24 protein-coding genes, 1 tRNA gene and 1 pseudogene are annotated in these 25,451 nt (G+C 57.5%); 19 read left to right on the forward strand and 7 right to left on the reverse strand.

The window, feature by feature from the left end; genetic code table 11:
- Positions 1-114 precede the first annotated feature (114 nt).
- The 5 genes from ACIQU2_RS02790 to ACIQU2_RS02810 all read left to right on the forward strand — a co-directional run bounded on the left by ACIQU2_RS02790 (position 115) and on the right by ACIQU2_RS02810 (position 4,542).
- Positions 115-348 carry a hypothetical protein gene (locus ACIQU2_RS02790; protein ID WP_129442539.1) on the forward strand — a complete coding sequence of 78 codons (234 nt, stop codon included), beginning with the start codon at positions 115-117 and terminating at the stop codon, positions 346-348.
- A gap of 213 nt (positions 349-561) precedes the next feature.
- On the forward strand, positions 562-903 hold the full coding sequence (locus ACIQU2_RS02795; RefSeq protein WP_008148805.1) for a ribonuclease E inhibitor RraB: 342 nt from the start codon (positions 562-564) through the stop codon (positions 901-903).
- A gap of 460 nt (positions 904-1,363) precedes the next feature.
- A complete protein-coding gene (locus ACIQU2_RS02800; protein WP_074874854.1) occupies positions 1,364-2,773 on the forward strand; it encodes a circularly permuted type 2 ATP-grasp protein in 1,410 nt (469 codons plus the stop codon).
- Between the two features lie 12 nt (positions 2,774-2,785).
- Positions 2,786-3,736: an alpha-E domain-containing protein gene (locus tag ACIQU2_RS02805; RefSeq protein ID WP_111450675.1), complete on the forward strand. Its 951-nt coding sequence runs from the start codon at positions 2,786-2,788 to the stop codon at positions 3,734-3,736.
- On the forward strand, positions 3,733-4,542 hold the full coding sequence (locus ACIQU2_RS02810; RefSeq protein WP_150655240.1) for a transglutaminase family protein: 810 nt from the start codon (positions 3,733-3,735) through the stop codon (positions 4,540-4,542). Before ACIQU2_RS02805 ends, ACIQU2_RS02810 begins: the two co-directional genes overlap by 4 nt.
- A gap of 121 nt (positions 4,543-4,663) precedes the next feature.
- On the opposite strand, the gene ACIQU2_RS02815 is transcribed toward ACIQU2_RS02810, so the two are convergent.
- Positions 4,664-5,485: a c-type cytochrome gene (locus ACIQU2_RS02815; protein WP_403138883.1), complete on the reverse strand. Its 822-nt coding sequence runs from the start codon at positions 5,483-5,485 to the stop codon at positions 4,664-4,666.
- 595 nt (positions 5,486-6,080) lie between these two features.
- Here ACIQU2_RS02815 and ACIQU2_RS02820 point away from each other — a divergent pair.
- The 3 genes from ACIQU2_RS02820 (at position 6,081) to ACIQU2_RS02830 (ending at position 10,282) form a co-directional block, all read left to right on the forward strand.
- Positions 6,081-7,286, forward strand: coding sequence for an acetyl-CoA C-acetyltransferase (locus ACIQU2_RS02820; RefSeq protein ID WP_403138417.1), 1,206 nt, complete (start codon positions 6,081-6,083; stop codon positions 7,284-7,286).
- Positions 7,287-7,319: 33 nt separating this feature from the next.
- Positions 7,320-9,464, forward strand: coding sequence for a 3-hydroxyacyl-CoA dehydrogenase NAD-binding domain-containing protein (locus ACIQU2_RS02825; protein WP_403138420.1), 2,145 nt, complete (start codon positions 7,320-7,322; stop codon positions 9,462-9,464).
- A gap of 95 nt (positions 9,465-9,559) precedes the next feature.
- Positions 9,560-10,282 (forward strand): amidotransferase, encoded by a 723-nt coding sequence (locus ACIQU2_RS02830; RefSeq protein WP_347804210.1) that lies wholly within the window; start codon positions 9,560-9,562, stop codon positions 10,280-10,282.
- 108 nt (positions 10,283-10,390) lie between these two features.
- Here ACIQU2_RS02830 and ACIQU2_RS02835 read toward each other — a convergent pair whose 3' ends face one another.
- From ACIQU2_RS02835 to ACIQU2_RS02845, 3 genes are all read right to left on the reverse strand, one after another.
- A complete protein-coding gene (locus tag ACIQU2_RS02835; RefSeq protein WP_403138425.1) occupies positions 10,391-11,362 on the reverse strand; it encodes a magnesium and cobalt transport protein CorA in 972 nt (323 codons plus the stop codon).
- A 162-nt stretch (positions 11,363-11,524) separates the two neighbouring features.
- Positions 11,525-12,247, reverse strand: coding sequence for a 1-acylglycerol-3-phosphate O-acyltransferase (locus ACIQU2_RS02840; RefSeq protein ID WP_056744165.1), 723 nt, complete (start codon positions 12,245-12,247; stop codon positions 11,525-11,527).
- 214 nt (positions 12,248-12,461) lie between these two features.
- Positions 12,462-13,151 (reverse strand): crotonase/enoyl-CoA hydratase family protein, encoded by a 690-nt coding sequence (locus tag ACIQU2_RS02845; RefSeq protein ID WP_347804208.1) that lies wholly within the window; start codon positions 13,149-13,151, stop codon positions 12,462-12,464.
- Positions 13,152-13,215: 64 nt separating this feature from the next.
- Between ACIQU2_RS02845 and ACIQU2_RS02850 the strand changes: the two genes are divergently transcribed.
- From ACIQU2_RS02850 to ACIQU2_RS02895, 10 genes and pseudogenes are all read left to right on the forward strand, one after another.
- Positions 13,216-13,365 (forward strand): hypothetical protein, encoded by a 150-nt coding sequence (locus ACIQU2_RS02850; RefSeq protein WP_347804207.1) that lies wholly within the window; start codon positions 13,216-13,218, stop codon positions 13,363-13,365.
- 93 nt (positions 13,366-13,458) lie between these two features.
- Positions 13,459-13,548: transfer RNA gene (locus tag ACIQU2_RS02855), tRNA-Ser, on the forward strand.
- A gap of 328 nt (positions 13,549-13,876) precedes the next feature.
- Positions 13,877-14,059: a hypothetical protein gene (locus tag ACIQU2_RS02860; RefSeq protein WP_082459027.1), complete on the forward strand. Its 183-nt coding sequence runs from the start codon at positions 13,877-13,879 to the stop codon at positions 14,057-14,059.
- 41 nt (positions 14,060-14,100) lie between these two features.
- Positions 14,101-15,291, forward strand: a pseudogene (locus ACIQU2_RS02865) (serine hydrolase domain-containing protein).
- Between the two features lie 34 nt (positions 15,292-15,325).
- Positions 15,326-15,646: a YbjQ family protein gene (locus tag ACIQU2_RS02870; RefSeq protein ID WP_095130296.1), complete on the forward strand. Its 321-nt coding sequence runs from the start codon at positions 15,326-15,328 to the stop codon at positions 15,644-15,646.
- 146 nt (positions 15,647-15,792) lie between these two features.
- The gene (locus ACIQU2_RS02875; protein ID WP_403138432.1) at positions 15,793-15,981 is read left to right on the forward strand and encodes a hypothetical protein; all 189 of its coding nucleotides are present in this window, start codon (positions 15,793-15,795) and stop codon (positions 15,979-15,981) included.
- 331 nt (positions 15,982-16,312) lie between these two features.
- Positions 16,313-16,684, forward strand: coding sequence for a hypothetical protein (locus ACIQU2_RS02880; RefSeq protein ID WP_059404653.1), 372 nt, complete (start codon positions 16,313-16,315; stop codon positions 16,682-16,684).
- Positions 16,685-16,867: 183 nt separating this feature from the next.
- On the forward strand, positions 16,868-17,296 hold the full coding sequence (locus ACIQU2_RS02885) for a glycine zipper domain-containing protein (protein WP_403138435.1): 429 nt from the start codon (positions 16,868-16,870) through the stop codon (positions 17,294-17,296).
- Positions 17,297-17,424: 128 nt separating this feature from the next.
- The gene (locus ACIQU2_RS02890; RefSeq protein ID WP_347804204.1) at positions 17,425-17,610 is read left to right on the forward strand and encodes a hypothetical protein; all 186 of its coding nucleotides are present in this window, start codon (positions 17,425-17,427) and stop codon (positions 17,608-17,610) included.
- Between the two features lie 107 nt (positions 17,611-17,717).
- Positions 17,718-17,930 (forward strand): hypothetical protein, encoded by a 213-nt coding sequence (locus ACIQU2_RS02895; protein ID WP_347804203.1) that lies wholly within the window; start codon positions 17,718-17,720, stop codon positions 17,928-17,930.
- A gap of 583 nt (positions 17,931-18,513) precedes the next feature.
- On the opposite strand, the gene ACIQU2_RS02900 is transcribed toward ACIQU2_RS02895, so the two are convergent.
- The 3 genes from ACIQU2_RS02900 to ACIQU2_RS02910 form a co-directional block, all read right to left on the reverse strand.
- Positions 18,514-18,897, reverse strand: coding sequence for a hypothetical protein (locus ACIQU2_RS02900; protein WP_403138439.1), 384 nt, complete (start codon positions 18,895-18,897; stop codon positions 18,514-18,516).
- Positions 18,898-19,210: 313 nt separating this feature from the next.
- Positions 19,211-19,603 carry a hypothetical protein gene (locus tag ACIQU2_RS02905; protein ID WP_403138442.1) on the reverse strand — a complete coding sequence of 131 codons (393 nt, stop codon included), beginning with the start codon at positions 19,601-19,603 and terminating at the stop codon, positions 19,211-19,213.
- A gap of 2 nt (positions 19,604-19,605) precedes the next feature.
- Positions 19,606-24,474 carry an RHS repeat-associated core domain-containing protein gene (locus ACIQU2_RS02910; RefSeq protein ID WP_403138445.1) on the reverse strand — a complete coding sequence of 1,623 codons (4,869 nt, stop codon included), beginning with the start codon at positions 24,472-24,474 and terminating at the stop codon, positions 19,606-19,608.
- Positions 24,475-24,737: 263 nt separating this feature from the next.
- Between ACIQU2_RS02910 and ACIQU2_RS02915 the strand changes: the two genes are divergently transcribed.
- Positions 24,738-25,433 (forward strand): HAD-IA family hydrolase, encoded by a 696-nt coding sequence (locus ACIQU2_RS02915; RefSeq protein WP_403138447.1) that lies wholly within the window; start codon positions 24,738-24,740, stop codon positions 25,431-25,433.
- The last annotated feature ends 18 nt before the right edge of the window (positions 25,434-25,451 follow it).

A 25,451-nucleotide genomic window follows, 5' to 3' on the forward strand; every position in this document is an offset into this window, starting at 1 on the left:
GAGACGGCCCTTTTTTCGTGCTTCACTTATAGAAGGTCCGGTTGAACGATTGGCCGGGGAAGAATGTCGAGATACATGTAAGCCCATCCATGGGTTTTATCGAGGAGGCACCTGATGCAAAAGTGGAAAGTCACTTTCGTTGATGATCACGGTGAACAAGTTGACGAGGTGTTCGAGAGCGATGAATGCCCGAACAACGAGCAAGCCGCGAAGCTCATTCGCGCCCGGTGTTTGCCTGTGGCTGCCGAACTGGACCTCAACGATCTGGAAGGGCGCACCGATGATCCGACTGTCAAAAGTCTGAAGACCCAGTACAGCATTGAAATCCTCAGCATCACGCCAATCTGAACATCTCCTGTCACATTCCTAACCAGGCCTTGGCAGCGGCTCTATCTTGAGGCTACTCTGCAATCGAGATCAGCGAACGGATCGCTAAGGTCTGGTCTTGTCAGCTACATGCTTGCTTCCCACCGGCAACGTTGTTGCCGCATCGCTCGCCCCATTCGGTTGCGCGTGCCGGGAATACGGAAAGTCTATCCATCAGTCTGAGGGGGACGTTTCATGAGCACAGCCTATCAAGAAGACATCAGCACCAGCGTCTTGCGCCGCATGAAAGAAGGCGGCTTCGACTTTTCACGATTCCATCCCATCGAGTTCTACGCCATTTTTCCGGACGAGGAGCGGGCGCGCAGGGCGGCAGGGCATTACTGCGGTGAATCCTTGAATGCACAAATCAGCGTGCGCGACGACGGCGCGTGGTACCTGGAACTGAGCAAAGTGATGTACGCCACCTATGACGGCATCGGCGACTTTGAGCAGGATTTCGAGGCGGTGGTCGAGCCTTTGGGCGGCATCATCGAAGGATGGGGCGTCAAGCAGGAGGTACGAGGGCGACTCGCATAACTTATGAACAGTGACAACACTCAGCAACGGCTGACCTCAGGGTTGGCCGTTTTCGTTTTCGCGGTTTGAAAAGATAAAAGATCGCAGCCTCGTTTTCTCCTGTAGGAGCTGTCGAGTGAAACGAGGCTGCGATCTCTTGATCGTGTTTTTGATTCATAACGTTTCAAAAACGCAAAAAAAACCGCCTGAGCAGGCGGCTAAAGGGAAGTTCATCAAGTTTTCCAGCGAATGCGCGGATTATCCGCATCGACTCCCGGGCAGTGAAATCAACTCTGGCTATGCTGGTGATAGGCGACAACATTGCTTCGCAATGAAGCGGGGGCGATCAGGTGGGGGCATTTACCGCACAGGATTGGTGCGGTGCGTGCAGTGCGATTATCCAACTGATTGATATCAAAGCGTTTATGCCGATGGCACGGGCTTTGCGAAGCCCAGATGTCCGGGTGACAAGGAGTACGGCATGATCCGCACCTATTTTGATGAGATGTACGATGCCGGCGGCCAGGTCCGCCCGCATTATCGGGAGTTTGCCCGTTGGCTGGCCGAAACGCCTGACGAGCTTTTGGCACAACGGCGACGCGAGGCCGATCTGTTATTTCATCGCGCCGGGATTACATTCACGCTCTATGGTGATGAGCAAGGGACAGAGCGCCTGATTCCCTTCGACACCATCCCCCGCAGCATCCCCGCCAGTGAATGGCGAGTTGTCGAGCGAGGCTGCATTCAGCGGGTCAAGGCGTTGAACATGTTCCTCGCCGACCTCTATCACGAGCAGCGCATTATCAAGGCCGGCATCATTCCGGCCGAGCAAGTGCTGGCCAACGAGCAATACCAGTTGGCGATGCAAGGGCTGGATTTGCACCGGGATATCTATTCCCACATCTCCGGGGTCGATCTGGTACGCGACGGCGACGGCACGTACTACGTGCTCGAAGACAACCTTCGTACACCGAGCGGCGTCAGCTACATGCTGGAAGACCGCAAGATGATGATGCGGTTGTTCCCCGAGTTGTTCGCGGCCCAGCGCATTGCCCCTATCGACCACTATCCGAACCTGTTGCTCGACACCCTGAAAAGCTCCAGCCCGATTGATAACCCGAGCGTAGTGGTGCTGACGCCGGGCCGTTTCAATAGCGCGTTCTTTGAACATGCGTTTCTGGCGCGGGAAATGGGCGTTGAGCTGGTGGAAGGCGCGGACCTGTTCGTGCGGGATGACAAGGTGTTCATGCGCACCACGGACGGGCCGAAAGCCGTCGACGTGATCTACCGTCGCCTCGACGATGCGTTCCTCGATCCGCTTGCGTTCAACCCGGACTCGATGCTTGGCGTTCCTGGGCTGCTGTCGTCGTACCGTTCCGGCAACGTGGTGCTGGCGAATGCCATCGGTACCGGGGTTGCGGATGACAAGTCGGTGTATCCATTCGTCACGGACATGATCCGTTTCTACCTGGATGAAGAGCCGATCCTGAAGAATGTGCCGACGTGGCAGTGCCGTAATCCCTCCGAACTGTCCCACGTACTGGCCAATCTTCCGGAACTGGTGGTCAAGGAAACCCAGGGCTCCGGTGGTTACGGAATGCTGGTAGGGCCGGCGGCGACGGCGGCGGAAATCGAGTCTTTCCGCGCGCGGATCAAAGCCAAGCCCCATGCGTACATCGCCCAACCGACGTTGTCCCTGTCGACCTGTCCGACCTTTGTCGAAAACGGCATCGCTCCACGCCACATCGACCTGCGTCCGTTTGTATTGTCTGGCCGCGAAACCCGGGTTGTGCCCGGCGGTTTGACCCGTGTTGCCCTGCGCGAAGGCTCCCTGGTGGTGAATTCATCCCAGGGCGGTGGAACCAAGGACACCTGGGTGGTCGAGGATTGAAGGAAGCCTGCCATGTTAAGTAGAACTGCCTCGGATTTGTATTGGATGTCGCGTTACCTGGAGCGGGCGGAAAACCTCGCACGGATGCTCGACATCAGTTATTCGCTGTCGCTGATGCCGCAGGATGGCCGAGGTGATGGCCTGCATGAACTCGCCATGCCGTTGCTGATCACCGGCACCCTGGACGATTACCTGGAACGCCACGGCGAATTGCACGCTGAACGGCTGCTGCATTTCTTCGCCCTGGACGCGGCCAACCCGGCGAGCATCTACAGCTGCCTCGGCGCCGCGCGGGCCAGTGCCCATGCGGTGCGTGGGCGAATCACCGCCGACATGTGGGAAAACATCAACGCCACCTGGCTGGAAATTCGCGGGATAGCTGATCAAGGCTTGAGTCGCTACGGCATGAGTCGATTCTGCGAGTGGATCAAGGAGCGTTCCCACCTGTTCCGCGGCGCATCCTACGGCACGATCATGCGTAACGATGCGTTCCGCTTTATTCGTCTGGGGACGTTTATCGAAAGGGCTGACAACACGTTGCGCCTGCTCGACGCCCGCTACGAAATGGCTGGCGATCAGGCAGAGGCGGTCAGCGATGGCACGGCGCACGCTTACTACCAGTGGAGTGCTTTGCTAAGGGCGTTGTCCTCTTTCGAGGCCTACACCGAAATCTATCGCGACGCCCCCGGCGCCCGGCATGTGGCAGAACTGCTGCTGTTGCGGGCCGACGTCCCGCGTTCCCTGCGCGCCTGCACCGAAGAAATTGACCAGATCCTCGCGCAACTGCCAGGGGCCAACGGTCGTCCCGCGCAACGCCTGGCCGCGGAAATCGACGCACGCTTGCGCTACACCGGCATCACCGAAATTCTCGACGAAGGCCTTCATGCCTGGCTGACCGAGTTCATCCCGCTGGTGCGCCAGTTGGGTAACGCCATACACAGTTCCTACCTGGAGGCTGCATGAGACTTTCCATTAGCCACGAGACCACCTATCACTACGAAGATCAGGTGCGGGCGAGCATCCAGTACCTGCGACTGACACCCCACGACAGCGAGCGTCAGCACGTGCTCAGCTGGCAGCTCGACTTGCCGCGCCCGGTGCGCGCGCAACTCGATCCGTTCGGCAACATCCTGCACGTGCTGACCCTGGACGAGCCTCACGAGGCGATCATCATCGGCGCCCGGGGCCAGGTGGACATCGACGAATTGCGTGAGGCGGAGCATGAAAGCCAGTCGGCGCTGCCGTTCCTGCGCTTCACGCGCCTGACCGAAGCCGACGAAGCCCTGCGTGCGTTCGCCGAGAAAGAATGCAAGCAGCGCCGGGATCGCACGGCGCTGATCGACTTGATGCATGGACTGAACCAGCACATGACCTACACGCCGGGCTCCACCGAAGTGGACACCAGCGCCGCCCAGGCCTTCGCCGGGCGTTCGGGCGTCTGTCAGGATCATACCCACGCCTTTCTCGCCTGCGCTCGCAGCCTGGGCATCCCTTCGCGTTATGTGTCGGGCTATTTGTACAGCGAGAACAGCGAACACCTGGCCAGTCATGCCTGGGCGGAAGCCTGGCTCGATGACGCCTGGTACAGCTTTGACGTGACCAATGAATTGGCGCGGCCTGAGCGTCATCTCAAACTGGCGGTCGGCCTGGATTACCTGGATGCCTGCCCGGTGCGTGGCATGCGGCGTGGCGGTGGTTGCGAGCAGATGCATGCGAAAGTGTTTGTTTCACCGACACCGACCCCAGTGATCTCAGTGCAACAGCAGTAATCAGGGATGCCGAAGAACCCCTGTGGGAGCGAGCTTGCTCGCGATGGCGGTGTGTCAGTCGCAGCAGTTCTGACTGAACAGGCGCCATCGCGAGCAAGCTCGCTCCCACAGGGGAATGGTGTCAGGGTTTAACTTTTCGCCCAGTCATATGCTTCAAATACCCCACCAACCTCTCCAGATCCCCGTCCGGCAACACCGTCGCCGAGAACCCGGGCATCTTCGCCTGTGGCCACTGGCGCAAGCTCTGCGGATCACGAATGTAGCGCTTAAGGAAATCCGCGCCGAAGTACTCGGTCGGGTTAAACGGAATATTCAGATCAGGCCCGAACTGCGCATCCCCGGCGCCGTTCAATCGATGACACGCCAGGCAATTCTTCTGAAACAGCGCAAAGCCTTTATTCACCGGATCGTCAGCCTTCAACGCCGGATCTGGCAACAGGGCAGGGAAGCGCTCGGCCACCGGCGCCATGCGCTTGATGCTCGCCACTTGAAATGGCCATTGCTCGGGGCTGATTTCGCCCGCCTGCGGATCGGTCCAGACCAGATAGAACGGCCCGGCGCCGGGTTTGCCTTCCGACAGCGGTGGCCACGGCTTGGCGGGTTCTTCAATCGCCAACCATGCGCGCGCACCTTGGGTATTGAGCAACGGTGCAGCCGACAGTTCTGCGGCAAAACCATCCAGGGCTACAGCCTGTAAGTGGTCTTCAGGCTTGATGCCCGTCAACAACGCAGCCACCGGAACAGCGCGATAGCTCATGTCCCGTTTGTAGGAAACGTCGTTGCTGATGGTGATGGTCTGAACCTGAGGATGCTTGAGCAATTCCTCGGTTTGCCAGGTGCGACTGCTCGCGCCCAGCTCAAGGTTCAGCTGTGTGGCAGACAGAGGCGTGCTGAGCAGCAAGGCCCCGAACAGAATGAGCGTTTTCAAGTGATCGCCGTCCATGTCGTGGAAGTGCCGCAAAGGTTGGCACACCCACGCTGGCCCGGGTAGCGAGCCTGTCACATTTTTAGAGGGCGATATAAAACCTGGCGCCGTATTTTTATTGACCGACTAGCCGATCACCTTGGTCAGGTTCGGCAAAATCAACAACAGCGTAGTGGCGAAAAGAATGAGCCCGGCTTGACGTACTTTCGATTGTTTGAACATGGCTTGACCGCCTTTATTGTTATTTCCTGATGCCTGCCTGCATTTCTCCATGACGGCAGAGCGTTGCACTTCCTGTTTGACGAGCGCCTCGGCAAAACCCGACGACAACTTCGTACAAGTTCACCTTAGAGCCCGCGTCACGCTTGGTTTAGATCCATTTCGTATGGACTTCACATAAATTGCTTTTAAAAAGGCATGAGGCCTATTGCCAGCTTCTTGGGCGCCCGTTTGCTAGACAGCTTGGTGTCCTGAATCGGTTAATCCGGTGGTTGCCTACCGTCCGTCTGAGCGTGACCGTCAACGTCCGTGAGCGCTGCGGTCATTGAATCCAGGGCCGCTCGGCCTAAGGTGGAGGCTCTGCATTTACTCCCCGCTCAGGTTCGAGGACGTCATGACCCAAGCTTTGATTTTCGACGCGTTACGCACGCCCCGCGGCAAAGGCAAGGCCAATGGCGCCTTGCACAGCGTCAAACCGGTGAGCCTGGTAGCCGGGCTGCTCAAAGCGCTGCAACAGCGCACGTCTCTCGATACCAGTCAGGTCGACGATGTGGTACTTGGCTGCGTGACGCCCATCGGCGACCAGGGTTCCGACATCGCCAAAACCGCGACCCAGGTGGCGGATTGGGACGTCAGCGTGGCGGGTTTGCAGATCAACCGCTTCTGCGCCTCGGGGTTGGAGGCGGTGAACCTCGGCGCGATGAAGGTGCGTTCCGGCTTCGAAGACCTGGTGGTGGTCGGCGGCGTCGAGTCCATGTCCCGTGTGCCCATGGGCAGCGATGGCGGCTCCTGGGCGCTGGACCCGGAGACCAGTTTTCACAGCCATTTCGCCCCTCAAGGCGTGGGCGCTGACCTGATCGCCACGATCGAAGGCTTTAGCCGTCAGGACGTCGATGCCTATGCGCTGCACTCCCAGCAAAAGGCTGCGCGGGCAAGGTCCGACGGTTCGTTCAACAAATCGCTGGTGCCGGTGCAGGACCAGAACGGCATCATCCTGCTCGATCACGATGAATTCATCCGCGCCGAATCGACCATGGAAGCCTTGGGCCAGCTCAAGCCCAGCTTCGAGATGATCGGGCAAATGGGCTTCGATGCCACCGCGCTTCGGGTCTTCAGCCATGTTGAGCGGATCAACCACGTGCACACGGCGGGTAACAGCTCCGGGATCGTCGATGGCGCGGCGCTGATGCTGATCGGTTCAGAGGCCAAGGGCCGGGCGCTGGGTTTGCAACCGCGGGCGCGAATCGTCGCCACCGCCATCACCAGCACCGACCCGACCATCATGCTCACCGGCCCCGCGCCGGCCACCCGCAAGGCACTGGCCAAAGCCGGACTGCGGGTCGAAGACATCGACTTGTTCGAGGTCAACGAAGCTTTCGCCTCGGTGGTGCTGAAATTCATCAAGGACATGGCGATCGACCCGGACAAGGTCAACGTCAACGGCGGCTCCATCGCTATGGGCCACCCGCTGGGTGCCACTGGCTGCGCGATCCTCGGCACGTTGCTCGATGAACTGGAAACCCGACGCCTGCGCTATGGCCTCGCGACGCTGTGTGTCGGCGGCGGCATGGGCATTGCCACCATCATCGAACGCCTCTGAGCCCCGACCGACTTCAAGGGAAGCACTTTCATCATGACTGAAGCCATTCGTTACGAAAAAGGTCAGGACCAGATCGTCGTCCTGACCATCGACATGCCGGGCCAGAGCGCCAACACCATGAACGCGGTTTACCGCGAAGCCATGGCCGCGTGTGTTGCCAGACTCGTTGCCGACAAACACACCATCGCCGGCGTGATCATCACCTCGGCCAAGAAAACCTTTTTCGCCGGCGGCGACCTCAATGAACTGATCAAGGTCGGCAAGCCTGAAGCCAAAGCCTTTTACGACATGGTGCTGACACTCAAAGGGCAGCTGCGCACCCTGGAAACCCTCGGCAAACCGGTGGTCGCCGCGATCAACGGCGCCGCGTTGGGCGGCGGTTGGGAAATCTGCCTGGCGTGCCATCACCGGGTGGCGCTGGACGATTCTTCGGTGCAACTCGGCCTGCCGGAAGTGACCCTCGGCCTGTTGCCGGGCGGCGGCGGAGTGGTGCGCATGGTGCGGATGCTCGGTATTGAAAAAGCCTTGCCCTATCTGCTCGAGGGCAAGAAAGTCCGGCCGCAGCAGGCGTTGCGGGCAGGTTTGATTGATGAGTTGGCGGCGGATCGTGACGAACTGCTGGCCAAGGCTCGCGCCTGGATTATCGGCAACCCTTCGGTTGTGCAGCGCTGGGACGTGAAGGGTTACCAGATTCCCGGTGGTACGCCGTCGAACCCGAAAGTCGCGCAAATGCTGGCCATCGCGCCGTCGATCCTGCGCAGCAAAACCCAGGGCTGCCTGCCCGCGCCAGAGAAAATTCTCTGCGCCGCGGTGGAAGGTGCTCAGGTGGATTTCGACACCGCGCACCTGATCGAAACCCGTTACTTCACCGAATTGACCACCGGCCAGGTGTCGAAAAACCTGATCGGCACGTTCTGGTTCCAGCTCAACGAAATCAATGCCGGCAGCTCGCGGCCGCAGGGCTTTTCGCCCTACGTGACGCGTCGCGTGGGCGTGCTGGGCGCAGGCATGATGGGCGCCGGAATCGCCTTTGTCAGCGCGTCGGCCGGCATCGACGTGGTGCTCAAGGACATCAATCTTGCGGCTGCACAGAAGGGCAAGGCTCATTCGGCGGCGCTGCTGGACAAGAAGGTTGCGCGTGGCCAATTGAGTGCCGATCAGCGCGATGCAACGCTGGCGCGAATTCACCCCACTGAAAGCGACGCCGATCTGGCCGGTTGTGATCTGATCATTGAAGCGGTGTTTGAAGATCGCGATTTGAAAGCCAACGTCTCTTCGGCGGCGCAAAAAGTCGTTGGCCCGGATGCGGTGATTGCTTCCAACACGTCGACCTTGCCGATCAGCGGCCTCGCAACCGCCGTGCCGGATCAGAGCAAGTTCATCGGCCTGCATTTCTTCAGCCCCGTGGAGAAAATGCCTCTGGTGGAAATCATCAAAGGCGCCCACACCAGCGACGAAACCCTGGCTCGCGGGTTCGATTTCGTCCTGCAAATCAAGAAAACGCCGATTGTGGTCAACGACAGTCGCGGTTTCTTCACCTCGCGGGTGTTCGGCACATTCACCAACGAAGGTATCGCCATGCTGGGCGAAGGCGTGAGCGCGCCGATGATCGAGACCGAAGCACGCAAGGCCGGCATGCCGATCGGACCTCTGGCGATCTCCGACGAAGTTTCCCTCAGCTTGATGAGCCATATCCGCAAGCAAACCGCTAAAGACCTGCAAGCAGAAGGGAAACCGCTGATTGAGCACCCGGCGTTCGCAGTGATTGACTTGCTGCTCAACGAATACAAACGTCCGGGCAAGGCTGCTGGTGGTGGTTTCTACGATTATCCGGCCCGTGGGCAGAAGCATCTGTGGCCAGAGCTGAAAAGCCGTTTCGAGAAGGCTGACGGGCAGATTTCGCCGAAGGACGTGCGTGATCGGCTGCTGTTCGTGCAAGCCATCGAAACCGTGCGCTGTGTGGAGGAAGGGGTGTTGACCTCGACGGCGGACGCCAACGTCGGCTCGATCTTCGGGATTGGCTTCGCCGCCTGGACTGGCGGCGCGCTGCAGTTCATCAATCAGTACGGCGCGAAAGATTTCGTCGCCCGCGCCCAGTACCTGGCGGAGCAGTACGGCGAGCGATTCGCACCCCCTGCGCTATTGCTGGAGAAAGCGGCTAAAGGGGAGGCGTTCTAGGGGACGGGTGACGCATTCCGGGGCTTGCCTTGCCACTGTGTTTCAAGGCAGGCTCAGGGGTGTGCATTATTCCCATCAAGTGTCAGGTATTTTTTATGTCGTTACGCATCTGCATTCTGGAAACCGACATCCTGCGTCCGGAACTGGTCGATCAATATCAGGGTTACGGGCAGATGTTCCAGCATCTGTTTTCGCAGCAACCCATCGCTGCCGAGTTCACCGTGTACAACGTGATGCAGGGCGAATATCCCGGCGATGAGCTGACCTTCGACGCCTATCTGGTCACTGGCAGCAAGGCCGATTCCTTCGGCACCGACCCGTGGATTGAAACCCTCAGGGCTTACCTGCTGACCCGCTACGAGCGTGGCGACAAACTGCTGGGCGTGTGCTTCGGTCACCAACTGTTAGCGCTGCTGCTGGGCGGGAAGAGCGAACGTGCGACCCAAGGCTGGGGCGTCGGCACCCACAAGTACAAACTCGCCGCCAAGGCGCCGTGGATGAGCCCGGTGAGGGAAGAACTGACCTTGTTGATCAGCCATCAGGACCAGGTCACCGCGCTCCCGGAAAACGCCACGGTCATTGCTTCCAGCGATTTCTGCCCGTTTGCCGCGTACCACATCAACGATCAAGTGTTGTGCTTCCAGGGACATCCGGAGTTCATTCACGATTACTCGCGCGCATTGTTGGATATTCGTCAGGAAGCGCTGGGCGAGCAGATTTATTCGAAAGGTATGGCGAGCCTTGAGCACGACCATCACGGCACTACCGTTGCGGAGTGGATGATGCGGTTTGTGGCGCACAAGCCAGAAGCTGTTTGAAGCTAAAAGCATCGCGAGCAGGCTCGCTCCCACAATGATCTGCGCAACACCAACGATCCAGTGTGGGAGCGAGCCTGCTCGCGATTTTCGCAGGCAACGCGGTTTTGGCTACAGCCACCCCGACTTCCTGAAGCTCGCCCACAAACCCACACAACCCACCGTAATAAATCCCACCACCCCGAAATACCCGTATTGCCACGTCAACTCCGGCATGTTCTCGAAGTTCATCCCGTAGATCCCGGCCACCGCCGTCGGGAACGCCAGAATCGCCGCCCACGCCGCGAATTTACGCTGCACCACGCTTTGGCGTGACGCCTCCAGCAACACCCCGACCTGGATGGTCTGACTGGCAATGTCTGCCAGGGTCGTCAGGTCTTCCATCTGCCGCGTCACGTGGATCTGCACATCGCGAAAGTACGGGCGCATGTTCTTGTCGATGAACGGGAAGCTCAGCTTCTGCAATTCCTCACCGATCTCAACCATCGGCGCCGCATACCGACGCAAGCGCAATACATCGCGGCGTAAGCTATGGAGTTTTTGAATGTCGCGCTCGTTCAGGGAGCCACATATGACGTTGCTCTCGAGCTCATCGATCTCGGCATGGATCGCTTCGCCCATTGGCTGGTAGTTTTCTATCACGAAGTCGAGGATGGCATAGAGTACGAAATCTTCCCCGTGCTCCAGCAACAGCGGACGCGCCTCACAACGCTGGCGGACATAGGCGTAGGACGCTGAATGACCATTGCGTGCGGTAATGATGTAGCCGTTGCCGGCAAAGATGTGAGTCTCGATGAACTCCAGTTTGCCTTCATTCCGGATCGGCGAATACGTGACGATGAACAGTGCGTCGCCGAAGGTTTCCAGTTTCGGTCGACTGTGTTTTTCCAGGGCGTCTTCGATGGCCAGTTCGTGCAGGTTGAACTGGCGTTGCAGATTGAACAGCTCCTGAGCGTTCGGCTCTTCGAGGCCGATCCAGACAAAGTGGCCAGGTTTTGCAGCCCAGGCAGCGCCTTCGTCGAGGGTGATATTGGTGACTTTCTTACCGGCGCTGTAAACCGCAGCAGCAACAACTCTACCCATGATAGTGATTCACTTCTTATTGGCAGCTTTCTATAAGCAAAGATGGCAGTGGCAGGCAGTGTCCAGCTTAGCCTTGTCTGCTGCTTGAGAGTCAATGAAATCTGCTGAGTTCGCAGGCAAAAGCTCGCAGGCGAAAGAAAACCCGCACCGGGCGGGTTTCTTTTACGCGGCTTGCAGTTGCCGATCCATCGAAGCGATGCACTCGCGCATCTGCTCGCGGCACTGGGCTATCAGCAGCGGCATGTCATCCAGGCTCAATCCAGCCGTAGGAATCGCCGGTAACGAGCGGATCAGAATCTTCCCACTGCGCCAACGGTTCAATCGCATGTGTTTAACGTAACTGCTGACACACACCGGAACAATCGGCACCCCGGCGGCAATGGCCATTTGAAAGGCGCCTTTCTTGAACGGCAGCAACTCTTCGCCCAGGTTGCGCGTGCCTTCCGGGAAGACCCAGATCGACGTGTCTTCATTCTGTAACGTGTGGGTAGTGGTCAGCATCGACTGGCGCGCTTTCTGCGCATTGCCGCGATCGATCAGCACATTGCCCGCCAGCCAGAACAACTGACCAAACAGCGGAACCCATTTCAGGCTCTTCTTGCCGATACACACGGTGCGGCGGGGAACCACGTTGCCGAACACAAACAGATCGTAGTTGGACTGGTGGTTGGCGATGATCACGCAGCTGTCGGGTTTATCCATCAGCGGTCCGACGTCGGCCTTCACCCGCAGACGCAAAATGCACATCGCCGGCCATGCATAAAGGCGCGCGCACAAACGGCTGTTGTCCGGATTGAACGGTCGGCACAGGCCGAGAATCACTCCAAGCACACCGGCCAGAATAAAGTGCAGGCCCATCAATAACATACGAAACACAAACAGCATTTACAGGCCCCACCGGGACAAAAGGTGGCGCAGTGTACGGATGTGCACTGTTTTCGGCAATTATCACTATAGAGGTGGGAGATAGGCGATGTTTGAGCGCATGTTTCCGACTTATGGGTCGGACGCGATCTAGAGCGGTTGTAGGCTTTTCAACGGCGCGCGTAAGAAAAAGCCCGACACGACGGTCGGGCTTTTCGGTGTGGCACGTTTGGGTTTAAACCAAAATCTCCTGATCCTGGATGATCGCGTTGTCCAGCGTCTCCAGCAGCGCTTTGCGCACTTTGAGCTTGGTGTTCTTGTGAGCGGTCATGTTGATCTTCTTCAACTGACGAGCCGCCGCCAGCGCCGCGCCTTGCAGCTCTTCGGCCGACACCACCAGGTCGAGGAAACCGGCATCCACGGCACTTTGCGGATTAAACATCTCACCGTTGATGACAGAGCGGTGGAACGCCGACTTGCGCAGACGATCACGGGCCAGTTCGATACCGGCGTGGTGCATGGTCATGCCGATCTGCACTTCGTTCAGACCAATGCTGAACGGGCCGTCGACACCAATGCGGTAATCCACCGACAACAGCAGGAACGCGCCCTTGGCCACCGCATGCCCAGGGCACGCGACGATCACCGGGAACGGGTGCGACAAAAGACGACGGGCCAGCGTCGAACCGGCAGTCACCAGCGCCACGGCTTCTTTAGGGCCGGAGGTCATCACCTTCAAGTCATAACCGCCCGACAGAATCCCGGGCGTGCCGGTAATGATCACCACCGCACGATCAGTCACCGCCTGATCCAGCGCGGCGTTAAACGCAGCAATCACGTCCGGAGAGATGGCATTGACCTTGCCATTGCTCAAGGTCAGGGTCGCGATACCGTCTTCGAGATGGTAGGAAATCAACTCACTCATGACGCTATTCCTTTCAATAAAGTAGGGCAGACGTTACCCACCGCCGCAGGCCAGGTAAAGCGCCGTGACTGACCACCCAGTCACCCTTTCCCCGCCCGGCAAGCGTCGCCCGCCACGTCAGCCGCGCATTCCCCTCTATATAGAGGAGGGCGCGAAGCCGGAGATTGGCGGGTTTGCCATGGACTGGAACCTGCTCGAACGACTAAAACGCTAAGCGCATGAAAATTCTGCAAAAAAAGTTTGCCATCGGAAAAGCTTTCGACTACATTAGCGCGCCTCGACAGACAGAACATGTTTGACGAGATACGGTGAAGTGTCCGAGTGGCTTAAGGAGCACGCCTGGAAAGTGTGTATACAAGAAATTGTATCGAGAGTTCGAATCTCTCCTTCACCGCCAAATTCGATGTAACCAAAACCCCTGATTTCGAGAGAAGTCAGGGGTTTTGTGGTTTCTGGCGTCTGGATTTTGGGGATGGCAATGTTATTGACCCAAGCCCATCGGCGAAGGCGCTTCCGAAATTCATGTAGGACGGGTGATAGGCATGTGGGAAGTAATGCTGGAAAGCCAGGTAGTTGGGTGCTTCCATAAGTTTTAGCACCTGACACTAGCCGTTTCGGGAGGGGTATTCGCTTTGCGCCTTTAGGGTACAAAATGAATCAACGGCAAGGCACATGACGCGGCCTATTATCTGGAAGGACGAACGCACGTTATGCAGGAATTCACCATGGAACAGGCAGAACTGGAAAAGGTTCATGTGGAGATCGTCAAGCTGATGGCTGAGCAGCGCAAGCTGAACGCCGAGGCCGGGAAGATGACCCGTGAAACTTTTTGGTATCCGGTGGCTGTAGCGACTGGGTTGATTGGCACGGTGGCCACTGTCACAACTGTGTTGGTCAAGCTGCTCTAACCTGTTGGACTGTCCAAGCCCTCTCGAATGGAATCGACACAATGTCTCACCCTCGCGCCGCTTCCCACCGCATAGCTATTTCCCTCACCGCCGTGTTGATGAGTACCGTCTCTTTATTCGCTACCGCATCTACGACTAAGACTTTCCCCGATGCCATAGCCAGCGACCCCGCAAAACTAGGCTGGATGGTCGGCTCGCCACCACCTGCAAATCGCACCGTGCGTTTCGAAGATGGCAGCTATTTCCAGTTCCCGGCGATGCGCTGGAGTGTCTCGAACTTCCGTCAACTGATGCCTACGATCAACGTTTCACGGGGGCTCGGCGCACCGGTTCCGTTGATATCTGCGCTGCACAAAGACATCGATGCGATCAGCTTCGTCCCGCTTGACGCGAAGGCTCCGATGACTTGGGATCAATCCCTCGCGGCCACCTACACCGACGGGATTGTGGTGATGCATCGCGGGAAAGTTGTCTACGAGCGTTACTTTGGCGTGCTGAAGCCTGACGGCCAGCACGCGGCAATGTCGGTGACCAAGTCCGTGATCGGCACGTTGGGGGCGATGTTGGTGGCGGAAGGGCGAATCGATGCGAACAAGCACGTGGCCGAATACGTCCCCGAACTGGCGGCTTCCGGGTTTGGCAGCGCCACGGTGCGCCAGGTCCTCGATATGACGACCGGCCTCAAGTACAGCGAGGACTACGCCGACCCGAACGCCGAGGTCTGGGCCCATGCAAAAGCTGGCAGCCCTCTGCCCAAGCCAAAGGACTACAGCGGTCCGCGAAGTTACTACGAGTTTTTGTAGACGGTTCAACCGCAAGGCGAACACGGCAGCGCGTTCGGCTACAAGACCGTCAATACCGATGTGCTGGGCTGGATCATCGCTCGAGCGACCGGTCGCAACGTCGCACAGTTGTTGTCGGAGCGGATCTGGAGCCGTTTGGGTGCTGAGCAGGACGTCTATTTCACGGTGGATTACAAGCAGGTATTCGCCCATGCGGGTTACGATTTGTTGAAGGGTTGGAGCTACCGTTCAATGTGGTGGGTGACCAACAAAGAGGGCGGAGCTTTCATGGCGCGCGGGGTCCATGGGCAACGCATCTATGTCGACCCGAAAGCCGAGATGTTGATTGTTCGCTACGCCTCCCATCCGGTCGCCAGTAACTCGGCTAACGATCCGGTCACCTTGCCGGCGTTTGATGCGTTGGCTCAACATCTGTCCAGGTTGCCTTGAGTAATTATCCCGGGGCCATGAAGAAGGAAATTTAATGATCACCACCACAACCCACACCATCGAAGGCCGACAAATCACCGCCTATCTGGACATCGTCAGTGCCGAGTCGGTGCAGGGTGTCAACGTTATCCGAGATATGTTCGCCGGGATGCGGGATTTTTTCGGTGGGCGCTCTCAGACATTGGAGCGGGCGTTGAAGGAAGCACGGATTCAGGCAACCGACGAGTTGAAGGAACGGGCGCGGGCACTTCAAGCTGATGCGGTGGTGGGGCTTGATTATGAGATCAGCATGCCGGCCGGGAAGGGCGGGATGGTGGTGGTGTTCGTGACCGGAACGGCGGTCAAGTTGAGGTGAGTGGGTCACGAAGCCGTTCGTCGGGGATGCAATAATCTGAACTACAAGTCCAGTAATGACTGGCTAGTCTCAAAAGCGTTGAAGGTCGATATTTTTCAGGCAAATAGGGCTTGCCGGTGTCGACCCTTTTTTGAGAGGGGAAAGGTATGGCTGATTCGTATATCGAAGACGACGGGACTGAGTTTCCGATCAACAATTGCGTGCAGTGTGGTCAAGCGGAGTATGTGGCGGGCTTTGGTGAAGACCCGGTCCAGGTCGCCAAAGTGAAATCCAAGAAGCCCCGAACCGACAAGGCGAATTTCTTGCCCAAGGTGGCGAGGCATTCCAGGAAGTAACCGTCAACCGGACAGCCCCCGCCATTGAGCGGGGTTTTCATTTTCACAAGGTCGGCTGTTGAGATTTGGACTACAGATACACAACCCGCTGTAGGTGTTTTTTTTTCACAAACTTTTCACACCTACCTACGTAGGCTCAACTCATCCGTTAGAAAGCAGTACCTGGCCCGTTCCCCAGCGGGCTTTTTTTTGCCTGTCATAAAACCTTTTCTAAAAACGCTGTCCAACCGTCGCCTATTGCGAGGTTGTACTCGTGCGTGTCTGGACTTTGTCTCCTCTAAAGCATTCAATCTCGCCCCTTTCGGTTACCCCTTTTTTTGAGGTTCTTGTCATGCGTTTAACACTGCCTGCTTTGGTTCTGGGGCTTTTGGTTGCTCAAGGTGCGATGGCTGCGGGTGATGGCACTGCCGCCATCGGTGGTGGTTTGGGTGGCGCGCTGGGTAATGTGGTCGGCCAGAGCATGGGCGGCAGCACCGGTGCAGCGATTGGTGCTGGTGTAGCGGGCGCGGCCGGCAGTGCTGTTGCCGCACGCAAAGGCAGCCGCACTAAAGCAGCCATTGGTGGTGGTGTCGGCGCGGCCGGCGGTTCGGTCATTGGCAATAGCCTGGGCGGCAAGACCGGTTCCACCATCGGCGCAGGCTTGGGCGGCGCATTGGGCGGCGGCGTGGGCAGCAATCTGGCCAAAGGTCACAAGCGTCACTGATCCTGATTGATCAGCTCAAAAAGCCCGACTTGATGCCGGGCTTTTTGTATCTGGACATTTCTTCTTCGCGCTCTTCGAATTTACAGCTGTCCAAAGATCAGCGCTGGCGTGATGAAAAAGCTAGACTCACGCCATCCGTAACGCGTTCTCTTACCCCCGATACGGAATTTAGAGGTTCATATCATGCGTTTGACATTGTCCACGTTGGTTCTGGGACTTTTGGTCGCTCAAGGTGCAATGGCAGCCGGTGACGGCACCGCTGCAGTTGGCGGTGGTATTGGCGGTGCGCTAGGTGACGTGGTCGGCCGGCAAATGGGCGGCAGCACGGGTGCCGCAATTGGCGCCGGTGTAGGCGGCGCGGCAGGTAGCGCGGTCGGCGCGAACAAAGGCAGTCGCACAGAAGCGGCTATTGGTGGTGGTTTGGGGTCGGCCGGTGGCTCGGTGATCGGCAATAGCCTCGGTGGTTCTACCGGTTCGACCATTGGCGCAGGCCTGGGCGGCGCGGCGGGTGGGGCGGTAGGCAACAACTTGGGTAGCGATAGCGGCAGTTCGCATTCCGGTAGCGGCCACAAGAATAAGCATAAAAACAAGCACAAGAACAAACATCACTGATTCGACATCGAACCCCACCAGAAACCCGGCCCAGCGCCGGGTTTTTCGTTCCTGGTAGTAGGACTCTGGAACGTTTGGTCCTGGGCCGCCTCGAACTTCATACACCCCAGAATGTTGTGAGGCATGCCATGACTCCTGAAACCGAAGGCAAGGAAGAAAAAGGCCCGAGCGGGCTTCCGTTCATTAACGATCCAGGAAACGAAGACCCAGGCTCACTGATGGATGACGCAACAGTGCCGCTCAATGATTCCGATGATGCGGGCGACGTTGGAAATATCGAGTTCGAAGACGAGGAGGAAGAGGATGAAGATTGACCCTGCTGTGCGACGGACTCGACCGATCGTCTCTCTGATCGAACGCAATGCAGGCGCAATCCTCGAAACTTCAGGGCCTGCTTTTCAGGCCCCACGAGAGGTGCTTTATGAACGCGGATCCGAAAGACTCCGACATCGACGAAACCCCCGAATATCCGTTGCCTTCACCGACCGATTCCCTGAGTCGCGATCAACGTCCGCCTGATGACGACACCGCTGTAGAGCAGTTGCCGTCTGATGAAGTGAAACGCGGGGATGTTGAAGCTCACCCTGACGACCCGGACATCGCCGGTGACGACGGCTCAAACGAACCGAGCTGACGATACGCTGTGGCGCAGCGCCGCTCGTCGATTGTGCGGCACCTTTAAAAAGCGATGGCTGCCAGAATTCAGGTACGCACCTTATTAAAGGAGATACACCATGATCAGGTCAAAATTGACGACCCTGACGGTTATCGGCGTGATGGTGGCCGGCTCAATGTCGGCGTTTGCTCAGTCCTCCGGCAAAGATGCACCTGTGGATAAGGGCGGGATGCCGCCTTACTCAGAAATGAATGCGGGTTCCGCTGACGGGAATGCGTTGCCGCCTGGCACCATTGGTGGTGGGAATGGTAATGATGCAAACGGAAGTAGCACCGCCCCGGAGGCGGGAAGCGGGGCGATGAGTGGTGGAGGTTCGAGTGGGAGCGGTTCTGGGAGTGGGTCTGGAGGATCCGGTAGTTCGGGTGGTTAAGTTGTTAGGCATCTCAATTTGAAGCCCAGCAAATTGCTGGGCTTTCGTGGCGCCAAGATGGATTTTGACCGCAGAGAATAATCCTTGTTGATTATGTTTTGAACGGCGATCAGGGCGCTTGGCTCGATGCACATAATAAATAGTTCTGTCCATTTTTTTATTATTCCGCCTTTAGCGATTGTAGCCAAATCTTATAAAACTCTTTCTGCTCTTCCAATGTGTGTGCAATATCATTTCCTCGTAATTGAATATGTGAACTATGTCGTTGAATGTTGCGGATTTTCCCATAGTTAGTTCGTATGCGACGAATCCACCACTCATTTGAGAACACATTCTGGATGGGGTTACATTAAGTTTGGATCCTTTGCATAGGAATTTTATATGTGGAAAATCATGTCTGATTTTTGCCAGGCATAAATAGAGATCTTCGCTTTCATATTTTTTACGGAGACCATTTTTCATTGTGAAGATTATAAATATTTTGGCAGCATCATATTGCAGTTGTGCCTGCTCCTTATGGCCGTCAACGACTATGTTTATTTTGGTGGTTTCCATTTTATCTCCTGCTTGGGTTTGGCGTGGAGTAGTTCAACACTGTTGCTGCAAGCTTAATCCAATCCTCGGCTGTAAAAATCACACAGCACCACGCTGGCCACAAGCTCGTTGGAATACGCAGTTCAGTTGGAGTTTTCTGAATCACCAGTCCAGGCCTCAAGCTTCTGAAAAATGCCATTCTTATCTTCTTTCCTCACGGTTTACCTCCCATTGGATAGGATGAGGTGATCTGATCGTTTCTTTGATCACTTGCCATTCAACGCCATCAATGACCTTTTTGTGTTGGGTGATTTTAGGCAGATATAAGTTGGATTTATTCTGTAAGTGACTCAATCCATCGCTTGTAGTAATCCCTTTGTTGTTGAATATCCTGTGTTATGTCGTTTTCTTCATAGTCGAAAATATTTACGATATCTTCCAATTCGGCGGGTTTGCCCATGTGTAGTTCATATGCCACTACCCCAGCAGACATTTGCGATGACATACGCGAGGGGTAAACGTTGAGTTTGGCCCCTTTGCATAAAAATTTTGTTTCTGGAAAGTCGGCTCGTAACAGTCCAAGGCATACGTAAAGATCATGGGCTGTATATGTTTTTCTTAAGCCGTTTTCCAATATGTAAGTTAAGGTCCGTTTTTGTCGATCGCATTCGATAGCGGCCTTCTGAGTAACTCCGTGGGCGTTGATAGATATTTCTATTGTTTTCATGACTACTTCCTGCGCGGGTTAGGGGTTGAGTAGCCCTTATAGCTGCCATCGGCGTTGACGGGGGTAACGCCGAGGATGTCGTGGCTGTCTATTCCTCCTGGAAACGCAATTTCAACCTCCTTGCGGTGAGGCGAAATCATGCCGAGCCTTTTATTCACATCTATTCCGCGAATGTTTTTTATTACATAAACGAAGCCATCATCAAAACCGTATCCAGTTGCGAACTTTATGGCCTCCTTTTCCGAGGTCGAAGTGCTGACAAAAAAACTGGGAGGGTTCCGGTTGTCCAAGGCATGTAAGTAGAGATCCATGCTGTCTCCCTGGGGCTCAAACCCCCCTTCAAAAATCTCCCAGTCTTCTCGGGAGTCTCCGCGGTACAAGTACCGATTTTTTGGTTTCGTGGATGGAGCGCCGGGCTCCCCCTCATCAACCCCAACCTTCCCCGCCGGATCCTCATCCCCAAACGATGGCTTCTTACACCCATCCCCACCCGGACACTCACTCAACCCCAACGGATCAACCCACCCCGTCGGGTTCCGCGTGTACTGATACCCGTTTAACCCACCCGCCAACTTGCTCGGATCCGGCGTCAAATACCGTCCAACATCCGGATTGTAGTAGCGATGCCGGTTGTAATGCAGGCCCGTTTCCGCATCGAAATACTGCCCCTGAAACCTCAACGGCTGATCAAGCACCTGATGGGTGTCGCGGTTGAGTCGAGTCAGGCGGCCATAGGCTGTGTATCGGGCGGCCCAGATGATGTCGCCGCTGTAGTCGGTGAGTTCTTGCGGTGTGCCGAGGTGGTCGAGTTGGTAGTAGAACGGGCAGGCCTGGTGTGGGCCTTTGCCGTCGAGCATGGCGAGCGGGCGGAAAGTGCCGGGTTCGTAGAGGTAACTGCGGTGGTGATCCTGGCTGTGTTCGGCGACGAGGTGGTCGCCCTGCCAGAAGAACTCGGTGGTTTTGCCGTCGACGGTTTTGCTGATGCGGCGGCCGAAGGCGTCGTAGCGGTAGGTCGCCTGGCTCCCGTTGGGCAGGGTGGCGCCGATCAGCCGATGTTGGCAGTCGTAGCGGTACTCGGTGACGAGTTTTTGCCCGGTTCCGCGCCGTTCGCGGATGAGGTTGCCGAAGGCGTCGTAGTCATAGTGGCGGTCACCTTGCATGAGCAGGCGATTGCCTTTGACGGTGGTCGGGCCGGGACGATCCTGCATCAGCAGATTGCCCGCCGGGTCGTGGGCGAAGCTTTCCGGTTGTTGATCGCGGGAGTGGCGGACACGGATCAGGCGGTCGAGTGGATCGTATTGGTAGCTGCGTTGGCCGTGTCGCGTGTCGGCAATGTAGTCGAGGTTCCCGTTGGTGCTGTAGGCATAGTCGCGGCGATACAGCGGTTGGAGGTGTTGGCTGACAGCGTGGGCTTTCAGACGGCCCTGGTCGTCATACTGATAATCGCTGAGCAACAGTCCTTGTTGGCGGTTTAGTTCGCGCCCGGCGAAGAAGGTATGCGACGTCAGGCGGGTGCCGTTGAGGTCGATGGCCGTCAGCGCGCCACCCTTGGCGTGGTGGTAATCGAGTTTGCTGTTGTCCGGCAGGCGCAGGCGATTGAGTTGGCCGCAGGCGTCGTAGCCATAACGTAACGTGCCCCAGCCTTGGTGTTCGGTGATCAGCCGGTCCTGTTGGTCGTATTCGAACTCCAGCGGGTGGTCGTGACCGTCCTCGACGCTGACCAGGCGGCCGAGGCTGTCGTAGCGGTATTCAACCTTGATGCCATCGGGCAGGGTTTTGACCAGCAGGCGTCCGGCCGAGTCCCGCTCATAAGCCGTCACCCGTTGCGAGCCGTCATCACCGAACTCGGTTTTCCCCAGCAACTGGCCGTTGAGGTCGTAGGCGTACGCCGTGCGCTGGCCGTCGAATCCGGTTTCCTGTCGGATCAAGCCATTGTGCGTGTAGTCCAGAAGGTATTTTTCGCCGGATTCGTTTTCGATTTCCGTGAGCAACAGCTGCGCGTTGTCGTAGCGGTACTTCAGTTGGGTGCCGTCGGCATTGATCCGACGGCTGACCAGGTGCAGGTCGTCGATGTATTCGTAGCGGGTGATGCGACCCAGCTCATCGCGTTCGGCGGTGATCTTGCCGTAGGCGTTGTAGCTAAACGCGCGGCGGGCGCCTGTAGGAAGCGTCGTCTGGATCAGTCGGCCGACGGCATCCCATTGGTAGTGGGTGATGGCGCCATGTTCGTCCTGACGGGTAATCTGCCGCCCCAACGCATCGTAGGAAAACCGCCGCTGGCCACCGTCCGGCAAGGTCTCTTCGAGCAGTTGCCCCAAGGCGTTCCAGACGAACACCTGCCGGCTGGTGTCCGGGTAACGGATTGACAGCAGCTGCCCTTTTTCGTCGTAGTGATAGTGGCTGACATGACCGTCGGGATCGGTCGCTTCCGTGATGTCACCCTGGGCGTTGCGCTGATATTTCCACACCGCTTTGCCGCGATAACGCGCATGCAGGAAACCGTTGCGATACTCGTAGGCCGTCGGTTCGTCTTGCGGCGGAATCAGTGCGATAAGCCGTCCGACCTCGTCGTAACGGTATTCGGTGACGGCGCCTAGCGGGTCCTGCTCGGCAATCAGCCGACCGTTGTCGTCGTAAGCCTTGAGGTGTTCGCCGCCGTTCAGCTCGACCTTGCGTACCAGCCGCGCCCGGTCGTCGTGGACGTAAACCTCTTCACTGCCGTCGGCGTTTTTAACCACCACACTGCCGTTGTCGTCCCAGACATAGTGCGTGTCCATCTGCGAAAACGACGCCCAATGGCGGACACATCGGGCCGCCTTGCCGGACCGTTCCCACTCCCAGAAGAAACTCGCCCCACCGGCCAATTGCCGCTGCAGAATCACGTGCTGCTCGTCGTAGTCGTAGCGCTCGCTTTCGCCGGCGGCATTGGTTGCTTCGATCAAGCGATGACAAGCGTCGTAGCGGTAGGCAACCAGCGTCTGCTCAGTACGCCAGGCGTCTTCCAGGGTGTCGGCCGGATGAAAACGCTGATACTCGACGGCGACCATGTGCCGGCGCTCATAGCGCAATAGAAGGGAGCGCCCTGCGCCGTTATCGAGGCGCTTGATCCTGTCAGAAGAGTCCCGCTGCACTGTCAGCCGATTGCCATAGGCATCGCTGATGGCCGTTAGACGTCCTGTACGAAAGTAGAAAAACTGCGATTTTTCGCCAGCCAGCGCGAGGATCAGTTCTTCCGGCTCGTCGCCTAGATAAATCGCTGCCCGCGACAGGCTGTTGTGAATCGTCGGGCGCTCGATACTGGGTAGCGGAAAGGTCGTACGGCGGTTTTCGTGGTCGATCCAAATGACGGTGTCGCCATCGATTTCCAGGTGATGCGCGAGGGAATGACTCCAGCCGAATCCGAGTCCGCAATCGATCTCCACCGCACTGGTGCGATAGAGCCGGGTGAAGTCGAACGGCAAAATCCCGTCCAGCGCACCGTCGGACAGTGTGAGCAGTTCCTCGCCCGTGACCATCGATACCGGACAGCCATTGGTACAGGTCAACGGTCCGCAATCGGCGCTGTCACCGTTAGGGTTTTTCGCTTGATCCGGGGCATCGTCGCGATGTTCCTGCCTGCCAATCCTGGTCATGGCTTCAGACTTGTCGCGAGCAATGGCCACCGGATTCTTCACCAACAAAACCGGCGCAACCCCCGCGGTGATCTGCAATGACACTGCGGGCGCAGGATGGATCGGTGCATTCCGGGCATTGACCATCAGCGGTTTGAGCGCGCCAGCGTGGGCTGTCAGGTCGGACTTGGCGGTGAGCTCAGCCAATCGCAAGCTGGCGGCCGCCAGCCATTGCCGGGTCTGCGGGGACTTGATCCTGGACAGCACCTTCTCACTCAGGCGCAATTCCAGTCCCGCAGGACCGGTAAGGCACATGAGCAGGAAACTGATCAATATCTCCGTACGAATTTCCGCCACGACCTCGGCGATGTACTGCGGCGGCAGCATCCTCAGCCAACTGGTGAACGCCGCGAGATGAATGAACATCAACGGCTCGTCGCTCAGCATCAGCAACACGTTGGCGATGGACTCCGCCGAAGCGTTCAGCAGCGTTTCAAGCTCGGATCGGGTCAGGTATTCAAGGAGTTTTTCGCTGTTGGCCTGCAGGTCCGCGATCAGGGTGTAAATCTGTTTTACGTCATCCCACAAACCGTTCAGCGAGTTCTCGAAGCCGCGCCAGTCGGCCTGTTGCAGCATGCCGTAGCGCTTGATGAAACTGGCTTGGGAGAACCCGGCCCTCGCTGGTTCGAACTCGGTCGTCCACTCGTTACGCAACCAACCTTCCAGTTCGCCGATGACGCCCTGATAGGAGGCGTAAAGTGCTTTGACGTGATCAGCGGATACATCGGGAAAGAACGTGATGCGATAACGCTGGCCGCGCTGGCAATCGGGGATTTCCAGGATGCCGCTGGGGCCGATCACATCGTAGATCGGCTCGCCAAACGTCTGTTCACCCGCCACGTCGGAAAGCAAAGGTTCAAGCATCACCGGCGTATTGCCGATCGGCACGAAACGCGCTGCCTCAAACATATGCACCAGGGTCAACGGACCGCTGGCCTGGCACGCGGCGACTGTCGCACTGACAGGCGTGGTCGAACTATTCGGTGCGCTTAGACGGACTTCATTGCCGACCTTGAACACTTGCTCGACATCCAGTGCCCTACCGGTCCAGAAACTTTCAGCCCAGGCGTCGTAGTCGTTCAGGCACAGTCGAAAATCACTCAGTAGCGCTTCGATACCCGGCTGGTCAGGATCCATGGCGGCGACCACCAGCAGCCCGATGGTGTTGTTCAAGGCCAGGAGGTTGTCAGGTATGAACATTCGCAGTCCCTCGCGCGGATCAATTCAGAGCGCGAGACTTTGCGTGGGATCGGCGGGGAAAGAAGTCGGGAAAGTAAGTGTTTGGTGTAGGGGAAATCGCTAAATGACGGAGAGCACTTCGGCGCAGGTTTTAGTACCGATCAGGCATTGCCCGTTGCCCTATGCCCGCCGCGCTCGCTATGCTGCTGAATCCTTTAATCGATCGCGGACCCGGCCGTACCTGAGCCGCCTCTGGGATGTCATTAGAAAACGGATCAGATGCGATGAATGCACCACTGAATGAATTCGGCCCGATCAAGGCCGTGATTTTCGATATGGACGGCTTGTTGCTGGACACCGAGGGCATTTACACCGAGGTCACGTCCATGATTGCTGCGCGTTACGGTCGGGTCTTCGACTGGAGCGTCAAACAGCACATCATCGGCCGTGGCGCGGGTGATCTGGCGCGTTATGTGGTCGAGGCGCTGGACCTGCCGATTACCGCCGAAGAGTTTCTGGTGATCCGCGAACCGCTGATGCGCGAGCGTTTTCCTACGGCGCTGGCAATGCCTGGCGCGCAGGAGCTGGTTCGGCACTTGAAGGCCAACAACATTCCGATCGCGGTGGGCACCAGCTCTTCGTGTCAGTCGTTCGGCCAGAAAACCACCTTGCACCGCGACTGGTTCGCGCTGTTCGATTTCATCGTGACGGCTGACGATCCGGAAGTCGGCGCGGCAAAACCGGCGCCGGACATCTTTCTCACGGCGGCGCGGCGCCTGGGTGTCGCGCCTGAGGATTGCCTGGTGTTCGAGGATTCACCGTTCGGTGTCACGGCGGCGAAAGCGGCGGGAATGACCGCGATTGCGATCCCGGATGCGGCGATGGCTGACGAAAAATACGCACACGCCGACGGCATTCTTCGTACGCTGAAAGCGTTCAAACCGAGCGCTTGCGGTTTGCCGGCGCTCGAATGGGCTTAAAGCTGCGTACATGAAAAC

The sequence above is a fragment of the Pseudomonas sp. NPDC098740 genome (assembly GCF_044760065.1).
GTDB classification, from domain to species: Bacteria; Pseudomonadota; Gammaproteobacteria; order Pseudomonadales; family Pseudomonadaceae; genus Aquipseudomonas; species Aquipseudomonas rossensis.